20 protein-coding genes are annotated in these 22,150 nt (G+C 49.5%); 1 reads left to right on the forward strand and 19 read right to left on the reverse strand.

Translation table 11 applies throughout. From position 1 onward, the window contains the following. Positions 1–110: 110 nt before the first annotated feature. The 3 genes from ACAN56_RS10560 to ACAN56_RS10570 form a co-directional block, all read right to left on the reverse strand. On the reverse strand, positions 111–341 hold the full coding sequence (locus ACAN56_RS10560) for a cold-shock protein (RefSeq protein ID WP_038598212.1): 231 nt from the start codon (positions 339–341) through the stop codon (positions 111–113). 202 nt (positions 342–543) lie between these two features. Further along, the gene (locus tag ACAN56_RS10565; protein WP_019914582.1) at positions 544–744 is read right to left on the reverse strand and encodes a cold-shock protein; all 201 of its coding nucleotides are present in this window, start codon (positions 742–744) and stop codon (positions 544–546) included. 388 nt (positions 745–1,132) lie between these two features. After that, on the reverse strand, positions 1,133–2,380 hold the full coding sequence (locus tag ACAN56_RS10570) for a S1C family serine protease (RefSeq protein ID WP_038598214.1): 1,248 nt from the start codon (positions 2,378–2,380) through the stop codon (positions 1,133–1,135). A gap of 376 nt (positions 2,381–2,756) precedes the next feature. Here ACAN56_RS10570 and ACAN56_RS10575 point away from each other — a divergent pair, with 376 nt between their 5' ends. Beyond that, positions 2,757–2,963, forward strand: coding sequence for a hypothetical protein (locus ACAN56_RS10575; RefSeq protein ID WP_038598216.1), 207 nt, complete (start codon positions 2,757–2,759; stop codon positions 2,961–2,963). On the opposite strand, the gene ACAN56_RS10580 is transcribed toward ACAN56_RS10575, so the two are convergent. The 16 genes from ACAN56_RS10580 to opp4A all read right to left on the reverse strand — a co-directional run bounded on the left by ACAN56_RS10580 (position 2,932) and on the right by opp4A (position 22,003). Beyond that, a complete protein-coding gene (locus ACAN56_RS10580; RefSeq protein ID WP_038598218.1) occupies positions 2,932–3,738 on the reverse strand; it encodes an MBL fold metallo-hydrolase in 807 nt (268 codons plus the stop codon). The genes ACAN56_RS10575 and ACAN56_RS10580 overlap by 32 nt on opposite strands. An 18-nt stretch (positions 3,739–3,756) precedes the next feature. Beyond that, a complete protein-coding gene (gene yycI, locus ACAN56_RS10585) occupies positions 3,757–4,500 on the reverse strand; it encodes a two-component system regulatory protein YycI (protein WP_038598220.1) in 744 nt (247 codons plus the stop codon). A gap of 206 nt (positions 4,501–4,706) precedes the next feature. After that, entirely contained in the window at positions 4,707–5,984 is a 1,278-nt protein-coding gene (locus tag ACAN56_RS10590; RefSeq protein WP_379142621.1) for a YycH family regulatory protein, read from the reverse strand. Then, positions 5,981–7,813, reverse strand: coding sequence for a cell wall metabolism sensor histidine kinase WalK (walK, locus tag ACAN56_RS10595; RefSeq protein ID WP_038598224.1), 1,833 nt, complete (start codon positions 7,811–7,813; stop codon positions 5,981–5,983). The genes ACAN56_RS10590 and walK overlap by 4 nt, the downstream gene beginning before the upstream one ends. Then, complete coding sequence (gene yycF, locus ACAN56_RS10600) at positions 7,813–8,544, reverse strand: response regulator YycF (RefSeq protein WP_038598226.1); 732 nt, start codon at positions 8,542–8,544, stop codon at positions 7,813–7,815. Before yycF ends, walK begins: the two co-directional genes overlap by 1 nt. Positions 8,545–8,726: 182 nt before the next feature. Continuing rightward, positions 8,727–10,280 carry a peptidoglycan DD-metalloendopeptidase family protein gene (locus tag ACAN56_RS10605; RefSeq protein WP_379142624.1) on the reverse strand — a complete coding sequence of 518 codons (1,554 nt, stop codon included), beginning with the start codon at positions 10,278–10,280 and terminating at the stop codon, positions 8,727–8,729. A gap of 329 nt (positions 10,281–10,609) precedes the next feature. Beyond that, positions 10,610–11,254 carry a hypothetical protein gene (locus ACAN56_RS10610; protein WP_379142626.1) on the reverse strand — a complete coding sequence of 215 codons (645 nt, stop codon included), beginning with the start codon at positions 11,252–11,254 and terminating at the stop codon, positions 10,610–10,612. 175 nt (positions 11,255–11,429) lie between these two features. After that, entirely contained in the window at positions 11,430–12,716 is a 1,287-nt protein-coding gene (locus ACAN56_RS10615; RefSeq protein WP_038598232.1) for an adenylosuccinate synthase, read from the reverse strand. 213 nt (positions 12,717–12,929) lie between these two features. Further along, positions 12,930–14,291 carry a replicative DNA helicase gene (gene dnaB / locus ACAN56_RS10620; protein ID WP_038598234.1) on the reverse strand — a complete coding sequence of 454 codons (1,362 nt, stop codon included), beginning with the start codon at positions 14,289–14,291 and terminating at the stop codon, positions 12,930–12,932. A 1-nt stretch (position 14,292) separates the two neighbouring features. Then, complete coding sequence (gene rplI, locus ACAN56_RS10625) at positions 14,293–14,739, reverse strand: 50S ribosomal protein L9 (RefSeq protein WP_038598236.1); 447 nt, start codon at positions 14,737–14,739, stop codon at positions 14,293–14,295. Then, a complete protein-coding gene (locus ACAN56_RS10630; protein ID WP_076111712.1) occupies positions 14,736–16,742 on the reverse strand; it encodes a DHH family phosphoesterase in 2,007 nt (668 codons plus the stop codon). The genes rplI and ACAN56_RS10630 overlap by 4 nt, the downstream gene beginning before the upstream one ends. An 11-nt stretch (positions 16,743–16,753) precedes the next feature. Beyond that, entirely contained in the window at positions 16,754–17,671 is a 918-nt protein-coding gene (locus ACAN56_RS10635) for a DUF2232 domain-containing protein (RefSeq protein WP_038598241.1), read from the reverse strand. Between the two features lie 6 nt (positions 17,672–17,677). Then, a complete protein-coding gene (locus ACAN56_RS10640) occupies positions 17,678–17,989 on the reverse strand; it encodes a MazG-like family protein (RefSeq protein WP_036706324.1) in 312 nt (103 codons plus the stop codon). A 218-nt stretch (positions 17,990–18,207) separates the two neighbouring features. Then, positions 18,208–18,633 carry a CBS domain-containing protein gene (locus ACAN56_RS10645; RefSeq protein ID WP_020425709.1) on the reverse strand — a complete coding sequence of 142 codons (426 nt, stop codon included), beginning with the start codon at positions 18,631–18,633 and terminating at the stop codon, positions 18,208–18,210. 190 nt (positions 18,634–18,823) lie between these two features. Continuing rightward, positions 18,824–19,855, reverse strand: coding sequence for an LCP family protein (locus tag ACAN56_RS10650; protein ID WP_038598242.1), 1,032 nt, complete (start codon positions 19,853–19,855; stop codon positions 18,824–18,826). A 432-nt stretch (positions 19,856–20,287) separates the two neighbouring features. Beyond that, positions 20,288–22,003 (reverse strand): oligopeptide ABC transporter substrate-binding protein, encoded by a 1,716-nt coding sequence (opp4A, locus tag ACAN56_RS10655; RefSeq protein ID WP_038598243.1) that lies wholly within the window; start codon positions 22,001–22,003, stop codon positions 20,288–20,290. Positions 22,004–22,150: the final 147 nt, after the last annotated feature.

Consider the following 22,150-nt stretch of genomic DNA (forward strand, 5'->3'; position numbering starts at 1 on the left):
TTGTGACAAATATCACAATATTACGTTCGGAAAGCAAAAAAAATAAGACGGTTTTACCGTCTTGGATTTGTTCGTCGTTCTATAGAAAGCTTGACTCATAAAGGCATTGGTTAGGTAATCGAAATACCCTTCTTCAGCGATTTGAGATCGCCATTAGAATTAAGCAATTGCGGCAGCATCTTCATGCTGCGAACCATTGGGGCATGACAGAGACGGCAAGAAGGCGCATGTTCAAATGCGAAATTATCCCTCATCCATCCGTTGCATCCATCATTGGTACAGGCCCAAATTGCGGTATTTTCTTCCGGTACTTCCTCTAAAGGCTTCTTCCGGTAGTTCATTGCCGTTCCTCCCTTCCTTTATGTTACAAGTTGAGAAACAAGTAAAAAAGCATCCAATTATATTCTTTCTAAGATGCTTACAAATCCTTCATTTGCAGTTGCTCTACTTCAAGATCATGTTGTGGTTTCATGATGATATAGCAGTTGATCTTATAAAAAAAGACCGTCCCAACTTGCAAAAGCGGGGACGGTGCTTCTATTATTACAGTTTTACAACGTTTTCGGCTTGTGGTCCGCGGTTGCCTTGAACAACGTTGAATTCAACGCGTTGGCCTTCGTCCAAAGTTTTGAAGCCGTCGCCAGTGATTGCGCTGAAGTGAACGAATACGTCGCTTCCGCCTTCAACTTCGATGAAACCGAATCCTTTTTCTGCGTTGAACCATTTAACTGTACCTGTTTGCATGTGTGTTACCTCCACAAATTTAAATTAATATGTTCTTTTTATCTTCAAACAAAGAAAAAATTCACACATTGAAAAAGGTTGTATTTGCATTGACAGCCCTTTTCAATACGAGAATTAGGTATCAAATGTATGATTAATCTCATGTTACCACACCGGAGTTACAAAGGCAAGCCAACATCCGAATATATCCGTATTTCCCCTTATAAGGTGTTGTTCCCAATGTAAGGGCTACCAGTCTTTATAAAAAGGGGGATTTGCATCCATATTAAGTAATATACCCAGATGATTTGACTTCGAAACGGATGCCGTCCTTAATTTTATAATAAGGACGGCTGGGCCGTCTCGCTTATCTTGACTGCCACATTATTATATACGGCTGACGCCGCTTTTATTCCTTTTGTTTTTCAAGAAGTTTCACCGTCACCTGTTTTACCTCTCCGTTGCGGTAATAAGTAATCTTCAGATCATCTCCGATTTTGGTGTGATCATACAGATACTTGCGCAGCGAAAGGGTCGATGTGATCGGTTCATTGTCAAACTTGGTAATCACATCATTGAACTGCAGTCCTGCATCCTTGGCCGGCCCTACCGCATCCAGCACAACTACTCCGTCTTTAACGGTCGTTGGCAGATTAAGCTCCTTGCGCTGGTCTTCTGCGAGCGGCACATAAGGGTTATTCAAATCTACGGAATACACTCCCAGATAAGAGCGGGCAATCTTCCCGTTAGCCTCAAGCTCACCCGCCGTTTCCATAACATGATTGGCCGGGATGGCAAAGCCAAGTCCCTCCACGCCTGTATCGGAAATCTTCATTGTATTAATACCAATCACCTTGCCGTTCAGATCGACCAGCGCGCCTCCGCTGTTGCCCTCGTTAATTGCAGCATCCGTCTGAATGACTTCCTGTTCCCAGTCATAGACACCGTCCTGGTTCAGTGATACGGGAATGGTCCGTTCTGTGTAGCTGACAATCCCCGAGGTCAAGCTATCGCCGAGTCCCAGCGGATTGCCGATAGCAATGACCGTCTCCCCAAACCGCAGCTTGGAGGAATCACCAATCTGGGCTACTGTGGTAATGCCTTTAGCATCAATGGAGAGCACTGCGATATCACTTACTTTATCCGTACCCACAAGTGTTGCCTTGCGTGTCTCACCATCTACCGTAACCACTTCCAGCTTGCCGAAGCCCTCGATCACATGATTATTGGTAATAATAAAGGCCTTGTTATCGTCCTTCTTATAGATCACTCCCGAGCCAAGTGCCGACTCGTCGAGAATGTTAAGTTCCTTGTTATCTTCTTTATGATTAATTATGCTCACAACGGCCGGTCGGACAAGAGCCGCAGCCTGAACAATCCGTTCATACGGGTCACCGCTGCTTGCAGTCACCTTCTCAATCACTTTCGGCTGCTCCGCCTTCTCCTGTGTCAACTGACCTGTAGCCAGACTGAACAGAAGCACTGCAACCACCGCACTGATCACTGAGCTAATGACAGACACCTGCCAAGTTGCCAGGCTCCGCCGTGATTTGCGGGCAGACCAATTCCGGCTCGTTAAGACCTTAGAGGGTTCCTGCCCTCTGCCTTCGCGCCGCGGTACCTTGGTTGAATAAAAATCATCATCAAACAGTCCCACCGTTACATCCTCTCCCCTCTATTGCCACTGCATCCATAACCTGAACGCCAAGCAACCACGCCCGAGCTCTCCGCTTTATCTCTTAGACTCCTGAAAGCTCTAAAAGGTTTCACTTCATTCATTCACCACAAATGTGTGTGTTATAAGCGCAAGGGGTCTCCTATTCTTGCAACATATTAAAAAAGGATAAGCTTCAATCCGGAATATTTTCCAACTTAAAAGACTACAATAATAGAAGTACTATTTAAACTCAGGCTTAATTCTGCTCTTTATGATTGTATCACAGGCAGGGCTAGCACCCACGTTTTTTCTGACGCAAAAACCCTACAAATTTTTTACAGATCAGCTTTCATTTAGCTCAGAAGGAGGAATAAATATGGAATCTTTTTCAACAAGTATGGATCTGGTTCAATTTATCGGCAAACTCGGTGACCTGAAGGATGAACACTATCATCTGATCCTGGTTCAAAGCGCCATGATCGAGCTGCTGATTGATAAAGGGCTTTTCTCACGCCAAGAATTGGAACGTAAAATTACGGAGGTAGACCAGCTTATGACTGGCTCACCTTATCCCACGGCGTAGGCTGGTCATAATAGGTATCGCACAATCTGAACTCACTGTCTCTGAAGAAGCAGCCCCGGTCTTCCATTGCCCCGCGCACCGACATTTTGGCCAAATCCATCATATTGTGATCCCGGCTTAAGTGAGCCAGATAGGTCCGTTTGGTCCGTCCGGTAAGAATCTCGCTTAGTGCCGCTCCCGCCGCCTCATTGGAGAGATGGCCTAAATCGCCCAGAATCCGCCGTTTCGTATTCCACGGATAACGCCCCATTCTCAGCATCTCTATATCGTGGTTGGCCTCCAGTACCAGCACATCCGAATCGGCAATCGCCGTCCGCACTTTATCACTGACATACCCAAGATCCGTAGCAACACAAAGCTTCTCCTTGCCGTCATAAAAATTGTACCCTACCGGTTCAGCCGCATCATGGGAGATTGCAAATGACTCTACCCGCAGACTGCCGAAATCCCTGTGCTGTCCGGTCTCCATAATAATCCGGTTATGCTCGGCAATAGTGCCGATCCCCTTCTCAATCGCCCCCCAGGTATTGGAGTTGGCGTAGATCGGAAGATCGTATTTGCGGGCCATGGCTCCAAGTCCCTTGATATGGTCCGAGTGCTCATGCGTAACCAGTATTCCGTCTATCTCCTTGCCCGTCATCTCACGCATCGCGAGCAGCTCGTCGATCCGTTTGGCGCTGAGGCCCGCGTCGATCATAAGCGCCGTTTCCCCGTTTCGCACCACTGTTACGTTGCCGGTAGAACCGCTGGACAGTACCGTAAATGAAATCCCCATATCTCTCTCCTGCTCCTTCTACTCTGTTGTCTTCGGACTGATGATGTCCGCACTGATGGCATCGACGTAATAGGCGTTGCCGTTCTCCAGCATAAAGCGCCACATTGGCGAAGCCACCTGGCTTTCAGAGTTGAACAATTCCCCATAATAGCCAAGCTCAATCTCTTTAACTACCGAATCCGCCGGAAAATATTTCTCAATCAGGCTGCTGAGTGCCTGTGAGGCCGGAAGCACCTTCTGGATATCTTCGTCACTGCTTGTAGCTCCGATTTCAATCTTCGGCCAACGGTAGGCCACAATTTTTTGATCACTGTTGATCAGCTCAAGCCGCACTCTGAACAAAGACCATTTATGGTCGACCAGTGGATGAAGTACAAATTTGCCTACCTCGCTCTCCTGAGAATCAAAGCGATAATTGGCGATGTCTGTGATCTGGTCTGCCAGTGAACTGCTCAGTTCGGCAAATGATGAATAAATCAGCTTGCTGTCTATCGGCACCTTCAGTTCAACCGGTTCCTCATTCTGCTCTTCCCCGGAGTAGCGGTAAGTGATATCGGGCAGCTGCGGAGTGGCAGCCGGAATGGGACACAACACACGAATCCCCTTCTGTTCCATCACCGCCTGCGTTTCTGCGGACAGGGAAGTGAAATCCAGATTGGCACTGGCCTGATCGCGCAAGTCCATCCAGAGCTGATAACAAAGCAGCAGATTCAATACCAGAAAGGCGTAAATCAGCACATTTTTGGCTCTTCCCCAGTCCATACCGCTCCTCCTTAAAGTTTTGTGAGCATTCACTTCGTTGATTCTGCTTCGAACAAAACTAGCTTCGGAAGCATCCGCTTTGTTTGTGAGCATTTACTTCATTGAATCTACCTCGAACAAACTAGCTTCGGAAGCATCCGCTTCGTTTGTGAGCATTCACTTCGTTGATTCTGCTTCGTCGTGTGAATTCCCGCGCGTCTATTACTCTAGTTCAGTGTAAGGAAAGTGCCGTCACGGAGCGTCACCCGCCATACCGGTAGGAGCTTCAGCTTCTCCCCGTTTACTGAAGCAACATAGGCCGGGGTCAAATCCTTCACAGGCGAAGCTTCGCTGAATTGGGCCAGCTTAGCCCGCAGCTCATCGCCACCGGGAAGCTCCACAACCTGTTTAACGGCTTTTCCCTCTTCTGTATACATCAGCGATCGCTCATAGGAGGATACTGTGCCCTGCTGCAACTCCAGGTTAATAGCGCCATACTGCAGCTTCGGCTTGCTCATAATCGGATAAGAACCGTAGTACTGCTGGAAGGAAACGGTCCGCTCCTGGTTGCCCTCCTCCGTTGATGCCAGACGGTATGTACCGTTCCATCCACCATGCTTGTTGACAAAATCCACCGCTTCCAGGGCATCCTTCGCAGGTGTACTTTCACCCGCAGGAAGTGCAGCCGGATCGCTATAGCTCATCCAGTTCTGTTCCTGATCAACCTGCAGGCTGCGTTTGCTGTCTGTATAAATCTTTGAGCCATCCTTCTCTGGAATATATCTGGTGCTGCCGGCATCAAAGAATAGATTGTTCTGCATTTGTTCAATGGTGTACATGCCGGAGGGAATTTCCACCTCAACCAGCGATATTTTTTCTTCCGGCACATAATAATCGCCATTCACTGCGGTATATGGCGTCCAATTCATACCGAAATCCACATGCTGCTGAACGTCCTGAACAGTCAAATCCGCCTTAGCCGCTTCATATACGATATCACCTCTAGTGCTGAAAAAGACGGCATGTGCCTTGGAATCATTTTTAACATTGTAAATCCAGATCCGGTCAATGCTTTCTCCCTGGAACAGCGAATCGGGAGCAAGCTGCATTACCCGCTGCAGCAAGGTTACCGGAATGCCGGCACCGAAGGACAGCTCAATGCCCGAATTCTCACTGCGGATCTTGTCCCAATCGAAATCCTGCACCGAGCGCCGCTGAAAGCTCTCAAACCCGCGTCCTTTCAGCCGGTTCATGATCAGGTCATAGAAGGTGGAGCCGGGATAAAACAGCGTATGCTTGTCCTCCCCCATATGAATGATCATTTTATCAGGGTAGAGCAGATTCTCAACTTTTTCTTCGGGCCCCATATTATCTGTCTTCACATACAAGTTCTCTGACATCACCGCTGAGTCGCTCCCCGGCAGCCGGTAGATCAGATAATAGCTCTCTACAAGACTTCCGCAAACGAGCAGGGCAAGTATCCATGACTTGATTGTTTCCTTCACAATACACTCCCCCTTTGCTCTTTCAGAGGCAGTGTGAAGGTTACCAGCGAGCCTTCATTAAGCTCTGACTGCAGGGAAATTGACCCTCCATGCGCTTTGACAATTTCCCGGGCAATGGACAGCCCGAGTCCGGTGCCGCCCATATTGCGCGAGCGGGCTTTATCAACCCGGTAAAAACGTTCAAAAATCCGTTCGATATCCTTCTTGGGAATCCCAATCCCGGAATCACGTACAGAAACGGCCAGCATTCCATCTTCGGTTTTGAGTGCCTCCAATTGAATGGTCCCGCCTTCCGGCGTATATTTCAGCGCATTGGAGACCAAATTGCCCAGCACCTGATCAATTTGATCGCGGTCCAGCCAGGCCGTGGCGACTTCCTTGCGCACTCTTGTGCTGATATGAATTCGTTTCTGGCGAATCTGGAAGGAGAAGCGGTCCGCCACATCCTCCAGCATCTCGGAGATATCCGTCTGCTGAATGCGCAGGCTCGATTCCCTCGAATCCAGCCGCGAGAGATGCAGCAGATCCGTAACAAGCCGGATCATCCGTTCTGTCTCATTGCGGATGACTCCGACAAACCGCGCAGCAAGCTGCGGATCATCGAGCGCACCATCATCAAGCGCCTCAACATAGCTCTTGATCGTCGTCAGTGGAGTCCGCAGCTCATGCGAGACATTCGCCACGAACTCCCGCCGCGATTCCTCCAGATTCTCCTGTTCGGTGACATCCTGCAGCACCGCAATGGTTCCGGCAATCCCTCCGCCTTCACGGCGGTGAATCGGGGTGAAGGTGACCCGGACGATATTGGGATCGCCTCCGCCCATTGGCGAGAGATGAAGCATCGCTGATTGGGCGTTGCCTTGCGCCAGCGACCCCGACTGCTCATGATCGAGACCGAGCAGCTCATCGAGCGGTGCCCCTTCCGGAAGCGGGCCTTCCGCTCCCAGCATATCTGCTGCCCGGGTATTCATCAGAATCACCACGCCGCTTTCATCAGTAGCTACCACGCCGTCACTCATATTGGTCAGGATGGAAGCAAGCTTCTCCTTCTCCTCTTCATTCTGCGACAGCGCTTCGCGGAGCCTTCCTGTCATGTAGTTGAACGCCTGACTGAGCTGCCCAATTTCATCATTGCCGAACACAGGCATCTTACGGTTGAACCGGCCCTCAGCAACCGCTGTGGCATGCCGGGTCATCTCCTTGATAGGATGGGTGATCGTATGGGCGAGAATGACACACAGAACGGCCGTCAGGGCGAGCGCCAGCAGCAGACCGGAGAGGAACACGCTGTTAATCCGGCTCATCGTGGCGTATAAATCTTTCATATCGGCAGCAATATAAATCGCGCCTACCACTTTGTCGCCGGAGAGAACCGGCTTGGCGACCACCTTCTTGCGCACATTATCATCGGCAATGATATATTCCTCGTTATCGCTGATGCCTTGCAGGGCACGGCTGACCACGGTTTGTGTGTTCCGCTGCCCGACATAATCATTTTGCGAAGGGACAGATGTCGTAATAATTTTACCGCTCGCATCCAGTACCTGAATTTCAGCTCCGCTGATATACAGATTATTGACCATTCCGCGCAGACTCTCCACTGCAGTCTCTTCACCGGCAGTTCCGGCTTCGCTGCCTAGTTTATCTGCCGTAAGGATCGACAACATTTCTGCCCGTGCCTTTAAATCTTTGGTGAAGTTATCGGTTAGTGAATTCTTCATCGAGCTGACAAAATATACACCGATCAGCTGCATCGCGATCAGAATCAGCAGCACGTAAATAATGATAAGCTTGGCCTGAATCGTCCGGAAAAAGGACCGCCCTTTCATCACAGCCCCCCGCTTTTGGGGCTATGCATCAAATAACCGAGTCCGCGCCGGGTGAAGATATATTCCGGCTTGCTGGGATTCTCCTCAATTTTTTCTCTCAGCCGGCGGATCGTGACATCCACAGTCCGCACATCCCCGAAATATTCGAAGCCCCATACCGCCTGCAGCAGATGCTCCCGGGTCATTACTTTGCCGGCGTGGCGAATCATATAATAGAGCAGCTCATACTCACGATGTGTTAAATCGAGCGGCTCTCCGTCTTTATAAACCATGTACATGTCGGTATCAACGAACAGGCCGAAATGATTGACGCCCTGTTTGCTCTCCGCTCTTTCACTAAGCATTTCGGACGGCGATGGCTTATGCTGGCGCCGCATTTGAGCTTTGACTCTGGCCAGCAGCTCGCGCGTGCTGAAAGGCTTGGTTACATAATCATCCGCACCCAATTCCAGACCCAGCACTTTGTCGATCTCCCCGTCTTTGGCTGTCAGCATAATGATCGGGATGTCCAAATGCGCTGAGCGCACTTCGCGGCAGACATCCATGCCATCCTTGCCGGGAAGCATCAGATCAAGCAGCATCAGATCGGGCCGTCTGGACAGAGCCAGCTCCACAGCACTGTTGCCGTCAAAGGCACAGATTACCTCATAGCCCTCTTTTTCGAGATTAAACTTTAATATATCAGCAATAGGCTGTTCATCGTCTACTACCAGAATCGTTCCCATCTGCATATGCTCAGCTTCACCTTTCTAAGCGTACTAATCACTCATTCTCTTATTTTAACATACCTGCACTGGCGTCACATCCTACGAAGTGGGGATAGAAATGTACTTTCATCCAGTTCATCAATATATTTTTAGCTTTAAAAGATAAAGCCGCCCGAAAACTCGGACGGCTGATTATAACCTATGGATTATTTCAGATATCTCAGCGGATTGACCGCTGTGCCGTTCTTGCGGATCTCAAAATGCAGGTGGGTACCGGTTGAACGCCCCGTGTTGCCCATAACACCAATGCCGGCTCCCTGCTCCAGCCGCTGGCCGACAGATACTGAGATGCTTCTCAGATGGCCGTAGTAGGTCACATATCCGTTTTTGTGATCCACAATGACCACATTGCCGTAGCCGCTCTGTACACCTGCAAAAGTAACCGTCCCGGCATCCGCAGCTGTTATGGTCCGGTTGCCGGATACGAGATCGACTCCTTTATGGCTTCGTCCCCAGCGCTGGCCAAAGCTGCTGGAGAGGCTTGCCCCGCTGACCGGCCAGGCGAACATGCCCGTTCCTTCGCCGACTACCTTCGTGCCGCGATAGACCACCTCAGGCAAGGAAGCCTTCAGAACCGTCTGGCCCATCCATTCTTCCTTCACTACGAGGCCATTTTCCTTGGTCACCCGGTACTGCATCTGTTTCAGGCCGGTCTGTCCTGCCCGGACAACCTTGCTCTTGCCTGCTGCCAGCTCATCGCTCTTGCGGACAATCACTTCCGGTTCAGTGACAAGCTGCTCCGATACCTGCTCCACGGTCACTACAGTAAGCTCTGGCTGTGGTACGGTCAATTGCAGCTCGTCTCCAATTTGCAGGGTCAGCTCTTTCACCGACGGATTGTTGCGGAAAATATCAGCCTGCGTAATCTCAAAACGTTTGGCAATCCCAGAGACGGTATCGCCTTCCTGAACCGCATAAACAAGCGGCTCCTCTTTCCCTTCGGTGAGCACCTCAACCGCTTCCTCGACGCTCAGCACCTGGGTGGGGTCCGCCTTGACAGGAACAACGGCAACGTCCTCCTGAATGGCAACCGATTCTACCTTGTCTGCATTTGCCGGTGCAGCCGCCTTCGCAGAACGCGTAGCTGCTGTCCTCTTGAGCTGGGTGCCCGTTGAAACCGCGGCAACTGGAACGTAGTGTTCTTTCACACTCTGCAGGACGGCATTCGCTGTCTCCTGATCTTTGACAATTCCCACAGCTTTGCCATCCACCGTCAGCTGCACACCCACTGCATAAGCTTTAAGCATGCCATCCAGCTTGTCCAGCGTAGCCGCACTGTCTATTTCCGGTTTATACGCTTTTTCCGCCTCTGTCGTAATGCCGCTTGTTTGCAGCACCATCACTGAATCGGGATACTTGAGCTGATATTCCTGCTGCTTCTCTTCGAACAGCCGATCCAGCTCTGTTTCCTCGCTGATCTTTCCGATTTCCTCACCCTTAACCAGCACCTTATAATAGGTTACCGTGTTCGCGGTCACATATTTCTTCTCTACCCCGATTGAAAAGGTCGCCAGAAGCACCAGACCGGCAGAAGCTGCTATCCAGGACCGCCGGAATCTCCGAGGTTTGGTTTCTTGATAAAAGACGTTAGTTTCGCTAGAGGCACAACTGCCCTTTTGACTTTCTGCGCTGAATTCTGCGGATGTCTCTGCTTTGTCCCGCAGTTTCCCCATCCCGCGCATGAACTTAAATCCTTTCATGAAACTCTCCCTTTCAGTCCGCTTAGAAGCGGCCAACCTTGTTATTCGACCCCTTTTATATATGCTGCTGCATCTATTTACTATGTGCGTTAGTGTACCTGCATTTGGTTTCCGTCCAAAATATAAGCATAAAGTATGAGGTGAAATTCGTACTTTTCTTATATTTAAAAAGGTTACAAAAAATTAACCCCTTATAGTCCTTTTTTACTGTACCATAGACGGCAGAAAAATTTCAACTTTACCCCAAAGACAAAACCCGCGATAATCGCGGGTTTCTTCCATGATTTTGACATTTTAACATCAAGAAGGTGTCCAAAAAATGACAATTTTTAGTTTGTGGTACTCTCAGTTGAATTTGGTGTAAGCATTTTCATTAATGTGTCATATTCATCAGGATTCACATACTTGGCAATGACTTGCTGCAGTTCCTTCACTTCATTCTCCGTCAACCCATCCTCCATCGCCGTTGAGATTTTCTGCATCTCCTCCTGTGGAAGCTTGGTCATCAGGATATTGAAAATATTGGATTTCTCATCCATGGGCAAACTGTCCTTGAGCTCACCCATCGCTTCCGGTGTCATCACCAGCTGCTGGTCCAGTGCACTGTCACTTTGTTCTTCCTCTCCGGAAGCCTCTCCCATTACAGCCAAAGCATCCTCAGGCACCTTTTCCTCCACGGACTTCTCCGTTTTTTGTTCTGGTGTGTCCATCGTTTCACTTTTACTGTCTTTCTTTGCACCGGGAGCATCTTTAACATCCTCAGCTACATTTTTGGCGTTATCTGTGGCTCCCATTCCCGTGAGGCTCTTGATAAAACCGCCGATGCCCGGTGACGGCCCCTCCAGCTTTATATCAAAACTGGCCAACACCGACTGTATATACGTATTGACGACGAATGCCGTGGTCAGAACCGAAAGTGCGCTGGCCAGTACGACAATCAGGCAGACTCCAAGTGCACGTCTTACTATCTTCATCTTCATCACTCCCTTGCGCCCTGTTCATATTCAATCTCCGGAGGATCAGTGCGTTATTGCTTTCATCCTCCCAGTATTGACTAGAACCGGCTCCGGGAAACCAAAATATTACATAATTGTTGAAGCGCAAAAAAAAGAGACCCACATAGGGGGCCCCTTTACTCACAGGAATCACTTAGATATAGATAGGCAGAACCTGATTGGTCTGCTCACGGTTGCGTCCTACGGAGAAGATGGCAATCGGAATGCCTGTAAGCTCCGATACCCGCTCCACATATCTGCGTGTATTAGCCGGCAAATCCTCCAGTGTCTTCGCTCCGGTGATGTCTTCGCTCCAGCCTGGAAGCTCCTCATAGACAGCTTCGCATTCAGCCAGCATTTTGAGGCTGGCCGGATAGTGAGTAATCACCTCGCCGCGGAATTTATAGCCGGTGCAAATCTTCACCGTCTCAAGGCCGCTAAGCACATCCAGCGAGTTGAGCGACAGACCGGTAATTCCGCTGACCCGGCGGGCATGACGGACAACCACACTGTCGAACCAGCCCACACGGCGTGCACGTCCGGTTACAGTACCATATTCATGGCCTGTTTCACGGATGTAATCACCCGTAGCATCGTTCAGCTCAGTAGGGAACGGACCATCGCCAACACGGGTAGTGTAGGCCTTGGCAACCCCGATGACCTGCTTGATCTTCGAAGGGCCCACGCCAGAACCGATACACACACCACCAGCCGAAGGGTTCGACGATGTAACAAACGGATAAGTCCCTTGATCGATATCCAGCATTACACCTTGTGCACCTTCAAACAGTACTCTGGAATCAGCATCTATAGCGTCATTCAGAACCACTGAAGTATCCGTCACATAACCGCGAAGCACTTCTGCATACTCCAGATATTTGACCAGAATTTCTTCCACGTTCAAGGCTTCGGCTCCATATACCTGGGTAATGACCTGATTCTTTTCCTCCATTAATTGGCGTAGTCTCAGCTCAAATTCCTCGGCATCCATCAGATCGGCGATCCGGATTCCGTTGCGTGCCGCTTTATCCATATACGCCGGGCCAATTCCCTTGCGTGTAGTACCGATTTTGTTCGGGCCTTTACGGTCTTCTTCCAAGGCATCAAGCAGCATATGATATGGCATAATGACATGGGCACGATCACTGATCACCAGATTTTTGGTGTCAAATCCGTTCTCATGAATATAATTAATTTCTTGGATCAGGGCTTCCGGATTAATAACCATTCCGTTACCGATTACACAAGTCTTTTCTTTATAAAATACACCTGATGGAATCAAGCTCAGCTTGAATTTCTTTCCGTCAATCAGAATCGTGTGACCGGCATTGTTACCCCCCTGATACCGGGCGACCACATCTGCGCTCTCTGCCAGAAAATCCGTGATCTTCCCTTTGCCTTCGTCTCCCCATTGTGTTCCCACGACGACTACCGTTGACATATTCATTCCTCCGTAGGTGCAAGCTAGCACCATTATTTTTCATAATATGGGCTCTGTACAGCGTTCTTATGTACGCAGCCCTCCGGACGCCAAAGCAGTTTTAACCCGCTAAAGCACAATAACCAGTGTAACAGCGGTACTTTTTAAAGTCAAATAAAAACGAACGATCACACAAGGAAATGTGCAATCGTTCGGGAATTGTGAATAAATGATCTACCCTGCAAAAGGTTCAGAGTGTGCCCGCTCGTAGTTGACGAACTTGTTGAAATTTTTCAGGAACACAAGCTCTACAGTGCCGACAGGGCCGTTACGCTGTTTGGCAATAATAATTTCAATGATATTTTTCTTTTCGGTATCCTGGTTATAGTAGTCATCACGATACAGGAAGGCGACGATATCGGCATCCTGCTCGATGGAACCGGATTCCCGAAGGTCACTCATCATCGGACGCTTGTCCTGCCGCTGCTCCACACCCCGGCTGAGCTGGGAAAGGGCAATGACCGGAACATCAAGCTCACGGGCAATCTGCTTCAGGGTACGGGAAATCTCGGAGACCTCCTGCTGGCGGTTCTCCCCGCCCTTGCCGCGGCCCTGAATCAGCTGCAAGTAGTCGATGACGATCATGCCGAGGCCTTTTTCCTTCTTGAGCCTGCGGCATTTCGCCCGGATATCTGTAACCGTGATCCCGGGAGTATCATCAATATAGATTTCTGCTTCCGATAAGGACTGAATCCCCATCGTAAGCTTCGACCAATCATCATCACTTTTGAAATCACCGGTACGCATAATGTTGGCATCGAGGTTGGCTTCCGCGCAGATCATACGCTGTACCAGCTGCGGCGCCGACATTTCCAGACTGAAGATGGCTACGGTCTCTTTGGCACGAACCGCTACATTCTGGGCAATATTCAGTGCGAATGCCGTCTTCCCTACGGATGGACGGGCGGCCACAATAATCAGGTCATTGCGCTGGAAGCCGTTGGTCATATGATCAAGGTCGGCAAAGCCGGTGGGAATCCCGGAGGTGCCCCCCTTATTCTGATGAAGCAGCTCCACGCGGTCGAACACCTGCATGAGCACATCGCGGATGGCGATGAAGCCGCTGCCGCTCCGGCGGTTGGAGATCTCCAGAATCCGCCGTTCGGCATCGCTCAGCATATCGGCGACATCCTCACCGCCGGTGTACCCTTCACTGACGATCTGCGTCGCTGTACGGATCAGCCGCCGCAGCATCGCCTTCTCTTCAATAATCTGCGCATAATATTCCACGTTGGCCGCAGTCGGCACTGCATGCGCCAGCTTAGCTAAATAGCTGACACCGCCGATATCCTCAAGCTGTCCCTTGTCCTGCAGTCTGGACGTCAGCGTAACCAGATCAATCGGCTGGCTCTCTTCTCCGAGCTGCACCATCGCCTCAAAAATCATTTGATGCGGTTTATCGTAGAAGTCTTCGGTATTCACCCGCTCCATCGCGGTAACCAGCGCTTCATCCTGCAGCAGAACAGCACCGATTACAGCCTGCTCTGCCTCCAGGTTCTGCGGGGGAATCCGATCGAAAAAGAGATCTCCACCCATCTTACTCCTCCGTTACCTGCACCGTAAGGTTAGCCTTTACTTCAGTATGCAGCTTCACACTTACCTGAAACGTACCTACATGGCGAATGGGATCACTCAGCTCAATTTTACGCTTGTCGATTACGATCCCTTGTGTTTCCACCAAAGTTTCGGCGATCTGCTTGCTTGTAATAGCGCCGAAGAGACGGCCGCCTTCACCCGATTTTGCTTTCAGGGTCAGCGTCAGCTCGTCCAGCTTCTTACCCAGCTGCTGCGCTTCCTCTTTCTCCTGGTCCTTGCGGCGCTGCTCGGCTGCTGCCTGATTCTCCAGAGTTTTCACATTGCCGTCTGTGGCCGGGCGTACCAAGCCGCGCGGCAGCAGGAAGTTCGCTGCATAGCCTTCCGATACCTCTTTCACTTGCCCCTTCTTGCCTTGACCTTTAACATCCTTTATAAAAATGACCTTCATTCGAATAGCCCCTCTTTCGCTTCAATTTCAGCCAGAACTTCCATTAGTCTGGCTTCTGCTTGCTTGCATGTTCCCTCGAGCTGCACCGCTGCGTTGGACAAATGCCCTCCGCCGCCGAGCTTCTCCATGACCACCTGCACATTCATTCGTCCGAGTGACCGGGCACTGATGCCGATGAGGCCGTCAGGCCGCTCACTGATCACGAATGAAGCCACCACATTCGTCATTCCAAGCAGCGTATCCGCTGTCTGGGCAATTAAGAGCTGTGGAATTTTCATTCCCGGTGAGGTTACAACGAGTGCAATATGATCATACACCATCCGGGCATGTTTGATAATTTCCGCTTTGGAAATGTACTCCTGCAAATCCTCTTTCAGCATACGCTGGATAAGGATCGTGTCCGCGCCGATCCGCCGCAGAAACCCTGCCGCTTCAAAGGTTCGCGAGCCGGTATGCAACGCGAAATGCTTCGTGTCGACCGTAATTCCCGCGAGCAGCATGGTAGCCTCCAGCGGACTGAGCTTAATCTTGTCATGAATGTACTGCAGCAGCTCTGTTACCAGCTCGCAGGTGGAGGAGGCATAGGGCTCCAGATAGACCAGCACCGCATCATTAATGAACTCCTCACCCCGGCGATGATGGTCAACAACAACAATGCGGCTGGCGTACTGCACGAGACGCGGCTCCATCGTCATGGAGGCCTTGTGCGTATCCACGACAATCAGCAGCGTATGTTCAGTCATCATCTGGAGTGCCTGCTCTGTAGTAACAAAGGTTTTGTACAGCTCATCATCGCGGCGGATCTGCTCCATCATTCTAGTGATGGACGGATTAGGCGTCTCCATCACGATGTTAGCTTCCACATTGTACATCTGTGCCGCCTTAAGCAGCCCAATAGCGGCCCCTACGGCATCGATATCGGGGACCCGGTGACCCATAATCAGCACTCTGTCGCTCTCCTGCATCAGGTCACGCAGCGCATGCGCAATGACCCGCGCCCGGACTCTCGTGCGCTTCTCCGCCGCGTTGCTCTTGCCTCCATAGAAGGAGAGCCTCTGGCCCGCCTTAACAGCTGCCTGATCCCCGCCGCGGCCCAGCGCCATGTCCAGACTGGATTGCGCCAGCGCTCCGAGCTCACTGGCGGACTCTGAACCATAGGCAAGGCCTATGCTCAGCGTCATCGGCACCTTGAGGTCGGCCGTCATTTCGCGCACTTCGTCGAGTACAACGAACCGGCTCTCTTCCAGCGCCTGCAGGCTGCGGTGATTCAGCAGCATCAGGTAGCGCTCTGAGGACAACCGCCGCAAGTATACTTCAAACTGCTTGCTCCACTCCGTAATCTCACTGGCTACCTTGGCGATCAGCGAAGTGCGCTGCTGATCATCCATGCCTTGGGCTGCTTCATCGAGATTGTCCATCATCACAATACCGATGGCCAGCTTCTCTTCTTCATACCTTTCCCGCAGAACCACAAGCTCGGTAATGTCATACAAATAGAGCAGACGCTCGCTGGGTATGGCCACAACCTGATAATACCGGTCATCCACTGAAATTTCCTGTCTGATGTCCTTGAGCACGCCCTCTTTGGCCGGGTCCCGCTTGACCGGCACATTTCCCGTCAGAGAGGACATCACCTCAGGCAGCAGCTCCTGCAGCGCTTCGCCTACCAGGGACTTCCGGGAAAAGATATCCCCGGCATTGCGGTTGTTCCACTCCACCGTGCGGTCTTCGCTATACAGGATAATGCCGAGCGGAAGCATGCTGACCGCCTCACCTTCCACCCGCTTGATGCGGAAAGAAAGCCCGTTGATATATTCCACCAGGTTGCGCCGGAATGAGATCTCCGCTTGCAGCATGGAGAAACATAAAGTGCCGGCCAGAAACAGGCTGGCAATCCCCAGAGCCCAGTTATAGATACTGACGACTATAATAAGGACCAGCAGCAGCAGGAACGCCCATACGGTATGATAGCCGTGCCAGCGTCTTTGCAGAAATTTAGGCATGAGCTCTCACCCTATCGTTTCGATTTCTTCACTAGCTCTCGCAGTGGGAACGCCATATCGATAATACCGATAATCCATAATCCCGGCAGCCAAATAACCGGCAGTGCCAGCAGTATCGCCACAATCTTGCTCCATTTACGCTCGTAGACCACGAAGAACAGGAATCCGATAGTCTGGATTTTAAATACAATTTGCAGCAATGGCAGCAGATTGGCCGAGATCATCAGCATAAAGCTGTTGTCTGAATTGCCAAACAGCAGGTTAATTACGACTCCCAACAGATAGTACCAGATAAATGATCTTGAAAGTCTCCATTCACGCGCAGGCTTCAGCTTGGGAACCGCATATTCCATGCTGTTAAGGATGGGGCGGACAATGGAGTGGGTGATTACAGCCATCATAAATGAGCTCAGAATCAGCGTCATAGGAATAACCTGTATGGTCATATGACTGATTGTATTTACATCCTCAGATGTAAGATTGAACTCGGTCATCAGCGGATTGCCCGTGCCCAGATCAGAGAGCGGGGACGTAACCATCTGCATCATATCATTGACATAACTGGAGAGATCAAAATTGAACAGCGCCGTACCGATGACCAGCAGCAGCAGAAACTCACCTAAAATCGTAACGGTTCCCGCAAGGATGGTGGACAGCGCCGAAGCGCGTTTCTTGTACCATCGTCCCATAACTATTGCCGGGATTAAGAAATAGAGCGCTAACACTACGTAAACAGGCGTAATCAGGCCTACAATCAGCAGTACTGGCAGTAGATGTACAATAAACTGTTTAGTACTCAGAGTAGTGAATAGCACTACAGCCGGAATAATCAAGAAAAGGGTAGTGATAATGAGCAGCGGGGTTGATAAGGATAGCAGCAGCAGCAAGTAGACGATGCTCCATGCCACAGATGTCCAGCGAAATTTCAACAGTATTCACCTCTTACGCATATGTTCTTCTAACGCAGATATATCCTGGTACCATTCTTCAAGCTGATGCCCTTCCTGCCTGTGCTTTCTAAGCTTTTCGATTAATAAATCATCCAGCTCTCGATAGGGAATACCCAGTCTGCGCCCCAGAATATATGAGCTCATAATCAGGCTGGCCAGACTGTCGCCCACACGGGCGGTGCTGCCTTCCCACAATGCCTTGAACAGCCTTGAGACTTGATCAATTACTTCGGTTTTTAACCACTCAATTACCTTGGCGCGTTTGGCCACATCCAAATCCTTCGGCACATTGGGCATGTCTCTTAACCTCCGGCAAAAAGCATTATTCTCCATTATAGCATAAATATTTCCCAGCCACACGGGACGTCAGCCCCCCGGAAAGAGCCCTGCTTGTCTTCAGACAATAGGCCCGTTAACACCGCTTCTACGGGCCATCCCTCTTCAAAAAAGGCCCGCATTCCGTTTGTTGCCGGAAATACAGGCCTTGCTGCATTTGCATCTGATGCATCAATAAATTATAACGATTCCTGCGATTGCCGCGAAACAACCTTCTCACAATATTCAATAATTTGACTCCGGCGGACAATACCGATAAATCGGTTCATATCGTCGACCACCGGCACAAAGTTCTGCACCTTGGCCAGATTAATCAAATCCTCCATATCGGCGTCGATCGATACCGGCAGATTGTTCATCCGCAGCGGCACATCTTTAAGCAAATATTTTGAAGCATTTTCAAACGTAACCGCCCCGCCCGAGTCCTTCATGTACCAGAGCAAATCGCCTTCTGTTACGGTTCCGGCATATTCCCCGTTCCGGTTCAGGATCGGTACAGCAGTATAGCGGTGAAATTCCATCCGTTCCAGAGTCTGCCGCAGCGTTGAATCCAGTGTCACGCACGCGACCTCCTGCTTCGGAAGTAAAAAAAACGCAATATTCATCTCTTGATCCTCCTCAAAGAGTTCCGAAGGAATTAACACTTACCTTCCCCTTGTTACAGGGCCATTGTAGTTATACGCCTACGCGAGCAATAAGTTCCATCTCATTATACCATGAAGACAGTAAGCAGCAGCCACTAACCTTGCACATGGCTGCTGCTTTTTTAAGGATATTATATTGGTCCTGACCGTTCTATTGTGCTTGAGCTGTAGCCTTAGGCTCCAGCGCGTTCTCCGCTTTGCCCGGCTCAATCAGCTGATCAACCGGTGTGCTGGCACTCATCCAATTGTCGATCAAGGCCTTCGCTTCCTTCAAGTCTTCTTCATCAATGATATCGTAATACAATCCGTTGATACGCTCCCCTTCACCCATCACGGTAAAGCTGGAAATATCCATGTCTTTGCCGCTCATGAATTTCTTGGCCAGGCTAATAATGGTGGACGGCTCGATATCGGTCTTGAAATTTTCACCCATAATGTCCAGCAGCTCAGGGATCTTGCCGATTTGACTGATTGATAACATTTTATTCGCAACCACATCAATAAAGACCTGTTGCCGCTTGGTCCGGTTAAAATCACTGTCCTCCCGGTAACGGGTATAATTGAGTGCTTCTTCCCCATCGTAGTTCGGTTTGCCGCCCTCAATCGTAAATTTCTCATGATCCTTGCCTTTGTTTACGATATCCTTCTTAATCGGCAGCGGTACGCCTCCAATGGCATTCACCGCATCCTTGAGGCCTTGGAAATTAATTGTGGCATAATATTGAATATCGTGCCCCAGCAGCGCCTCCAGCGTATCCTTAGCCATTTGCTGGCCGCCAAATGCGTAAGCATGTGTGATTTTGTCTTTCTTGTTGTCATTATGCCCGATGATTTCGGTGTACGTATCACGCGGTATGGAAATGAGCAGCATCTTGTAATCCTCTGGACGAATGACCGCATAGATCATCGTATCGGAACGCGCCGTTTCATTTTCACGCTGGTCCGTACCCAGAAGCATGAGAGAGAACGGGTCGCTTTTATAAACAACCGGCTCCGGTTTGACTTTGTTGTCATTCAGCGGCTGATAAGATTCTTCCGCCAATGTTTTTTCGACCCGGTCTGACAGGAAAAGATCAAAAGCCACGACGGCCAGCTGTTTTTGAAACAGAAAACCCCCGGCGAGGATGACTACAAGTGCTATAAGGGCAATATACCTTTTTTTCATTTTTTTCTTTTTCATCATTGGATTCCTTCTTTATGGTGGAATATACACAGGATTGCTTGAAGATCTATTTACAATGCTTGCCTGCTGCTTACCAGACAGTCATGACTGGGTGTCTTTTGTTGAACATGCTCTCTGCCCCTATTCAGTCTTAGTGTTCCCCCTTTCAGGAATTAGGGTCAATCTAATTGTTGAATAAACCTGGAAAACAACTTTGACACAGAAACAATATTTCTATTGTAATCACTTGACGCATAAAAAGAAACAACAAATACCGACATCATTTGTGCTGCAGCAACTTGTAATCCATAAAGTATATGACGAGCAAAACTCTATTTTGTTATGCAGCTTGACAAATAAATATTTAAAAACCTGCTGACAGCTTAGGCTTTAACACCAAAAGACCGCAACCTCCGCGATCTCTTGGGATGCGGTTTTTGCGGTCTCAAATGTCTAATCGATATCCTTAATCCACCACTTCTGCGGCTCCACAATATTGCTTATAGCATTCACTCTTACGCCCTGAAGTCGATGATTAACAGCAGTAATATTGGCCCGTTCGGCAAAAAAGATCATCGGAACCTCTTCGTTAATCAGCTTCTGCCACTCATAATACACCTGCTTGCGATGCTCCTTGTCATACGATTTGGTGCCCACACCCTCACGGATCAGTTCTTCGCTGCGTGTTGAATACCAGCGCGAATAATTCCACAGATCCGATGAGCGCCACAAGCCTGACGGATCCGGGTCACTGGCTAGTCCCCATACCCCGTTAAACAGCTCGACCGAAGGATCATCGTTCTCTACCGCTTCGTAGAACGTATTCAGCTCTTTCAGACTTCCGCCGTTTAGCTGTACATCTAGGCCGACCTTCCGCCAATTCTGCAGAATCGCCTGCGTGCGCGGCGCTGAGGTCTTGCTGCCGTTCATGGCATCATAGTGAATGATGAATTTAGCTCCCTTGGGGTCCTCGCGCAAGCCGTCGCCATCCACATCCACATATCCCGCTTCATCAAGCAATGACCTGGCAAGTTCAGGGTTATAGGGATAGGTAATAATTTCTGAATCGGCAATTTTGGCCCAGCTTGTACTGGGGACCGGAGTTTCAATCAGCGTTCCCAGCCCATTGGAGAATTTATTGATAATACCTTGACGGTCCAGTGCGTAATACATAGCTTTGCGCAAGCGCTTGTCTGCAAACTTGGGGTTATCCATGACATTTTGTTGTGTTACATCATCCCAATGTCCAAATTTGAAGCCTATGTATTCGTAGGAGAGCTCCGGTGACTGCAGAACCTCAATATTATCCAAGTCCTTTATGGCTGCAAAGTTATCCCGCGGAACCGTTCCAATATCGATCATGCCTTCCTCGAACTGGGGAGAAAGGCTCTCAGGATCCACTACCTTATATACAACAGCGTCAAGCAACGCCTTTCCCCGGTGATAATGGTCAAATCGCTTCATTTCCACAAGCTGCCCCGGCTGAATTTGCGTTACCTCGAAGGGGCCAATGCCAATTGGGTTTTTCCGCACCTGATCACTTTCCGGCATATCTTTAACAGCCACTCCGCTATAATATTTCTTGTTCATCGGATAAGGCCACAAATTGTCAATTGTATTCACGCGTGCGGCATTTACCGTAATTCTCAGCCGGTAAGGATCAATGACTTTGATTCCGGAGATTTCCTTCGCTTTTCCGCTATGATAATCTTCTACTCCCTTAATCATTTCCACGCTGTAATACCTTGAACCTGTGTAGTCAGGGCTGGCAATTGTCTCAAGTGCAAATTTCCAGTCTTCCACCGTCAGCTCATCGCCGTTATGCCAGCGGACACCGGGTTTAATGCTGAATGTGAACACGGTATGATCTTCGGATTCCTGCCAGGAAGCAATATTCGGTACGGTTGTCAGGTCATCCTCGACGGTAAACATAGCCTCCGTAATGAAATCAAGAACATTGGAATCATCATCTCCTTCAAAAAAAGCGGGTTCAAACAATCCCTGGAACGGAGAGGTGTAGCCATAGGTAACGGTACCCCCTGCCTTTGCTTCATCAGCCGTTTTGCTGAAGGATATTGTATTTGAATTATTGCTTAAGCCTAAACCGCTGCATGCTGAAAGTAGAAAAGCCATGAGCATCAGCATTCCGCCAAGTTTACGTTTATGCATGTATTCCTTCCTTTCTTCTGTTCCTCTAACCCTATATGGAAGCGTTTTCTAATGTTTATTTTACTGAATTTATTATTAAAATTTAGATGTCATTCCAATTTAAGCTATATATATCATATAATGCGTAAAATTTTTAAAACACGGTTT

It is taken from the genome of Paenibacillus paludis, from assembly GCF_042610515.1.
In the GTDB taxonomy this organism is placed as follows: domain Bacteria; phylum Bacillota; class Bacilli; order Paenibacillales; family Paenibacillaceae; genus Paenibacillus_AQ.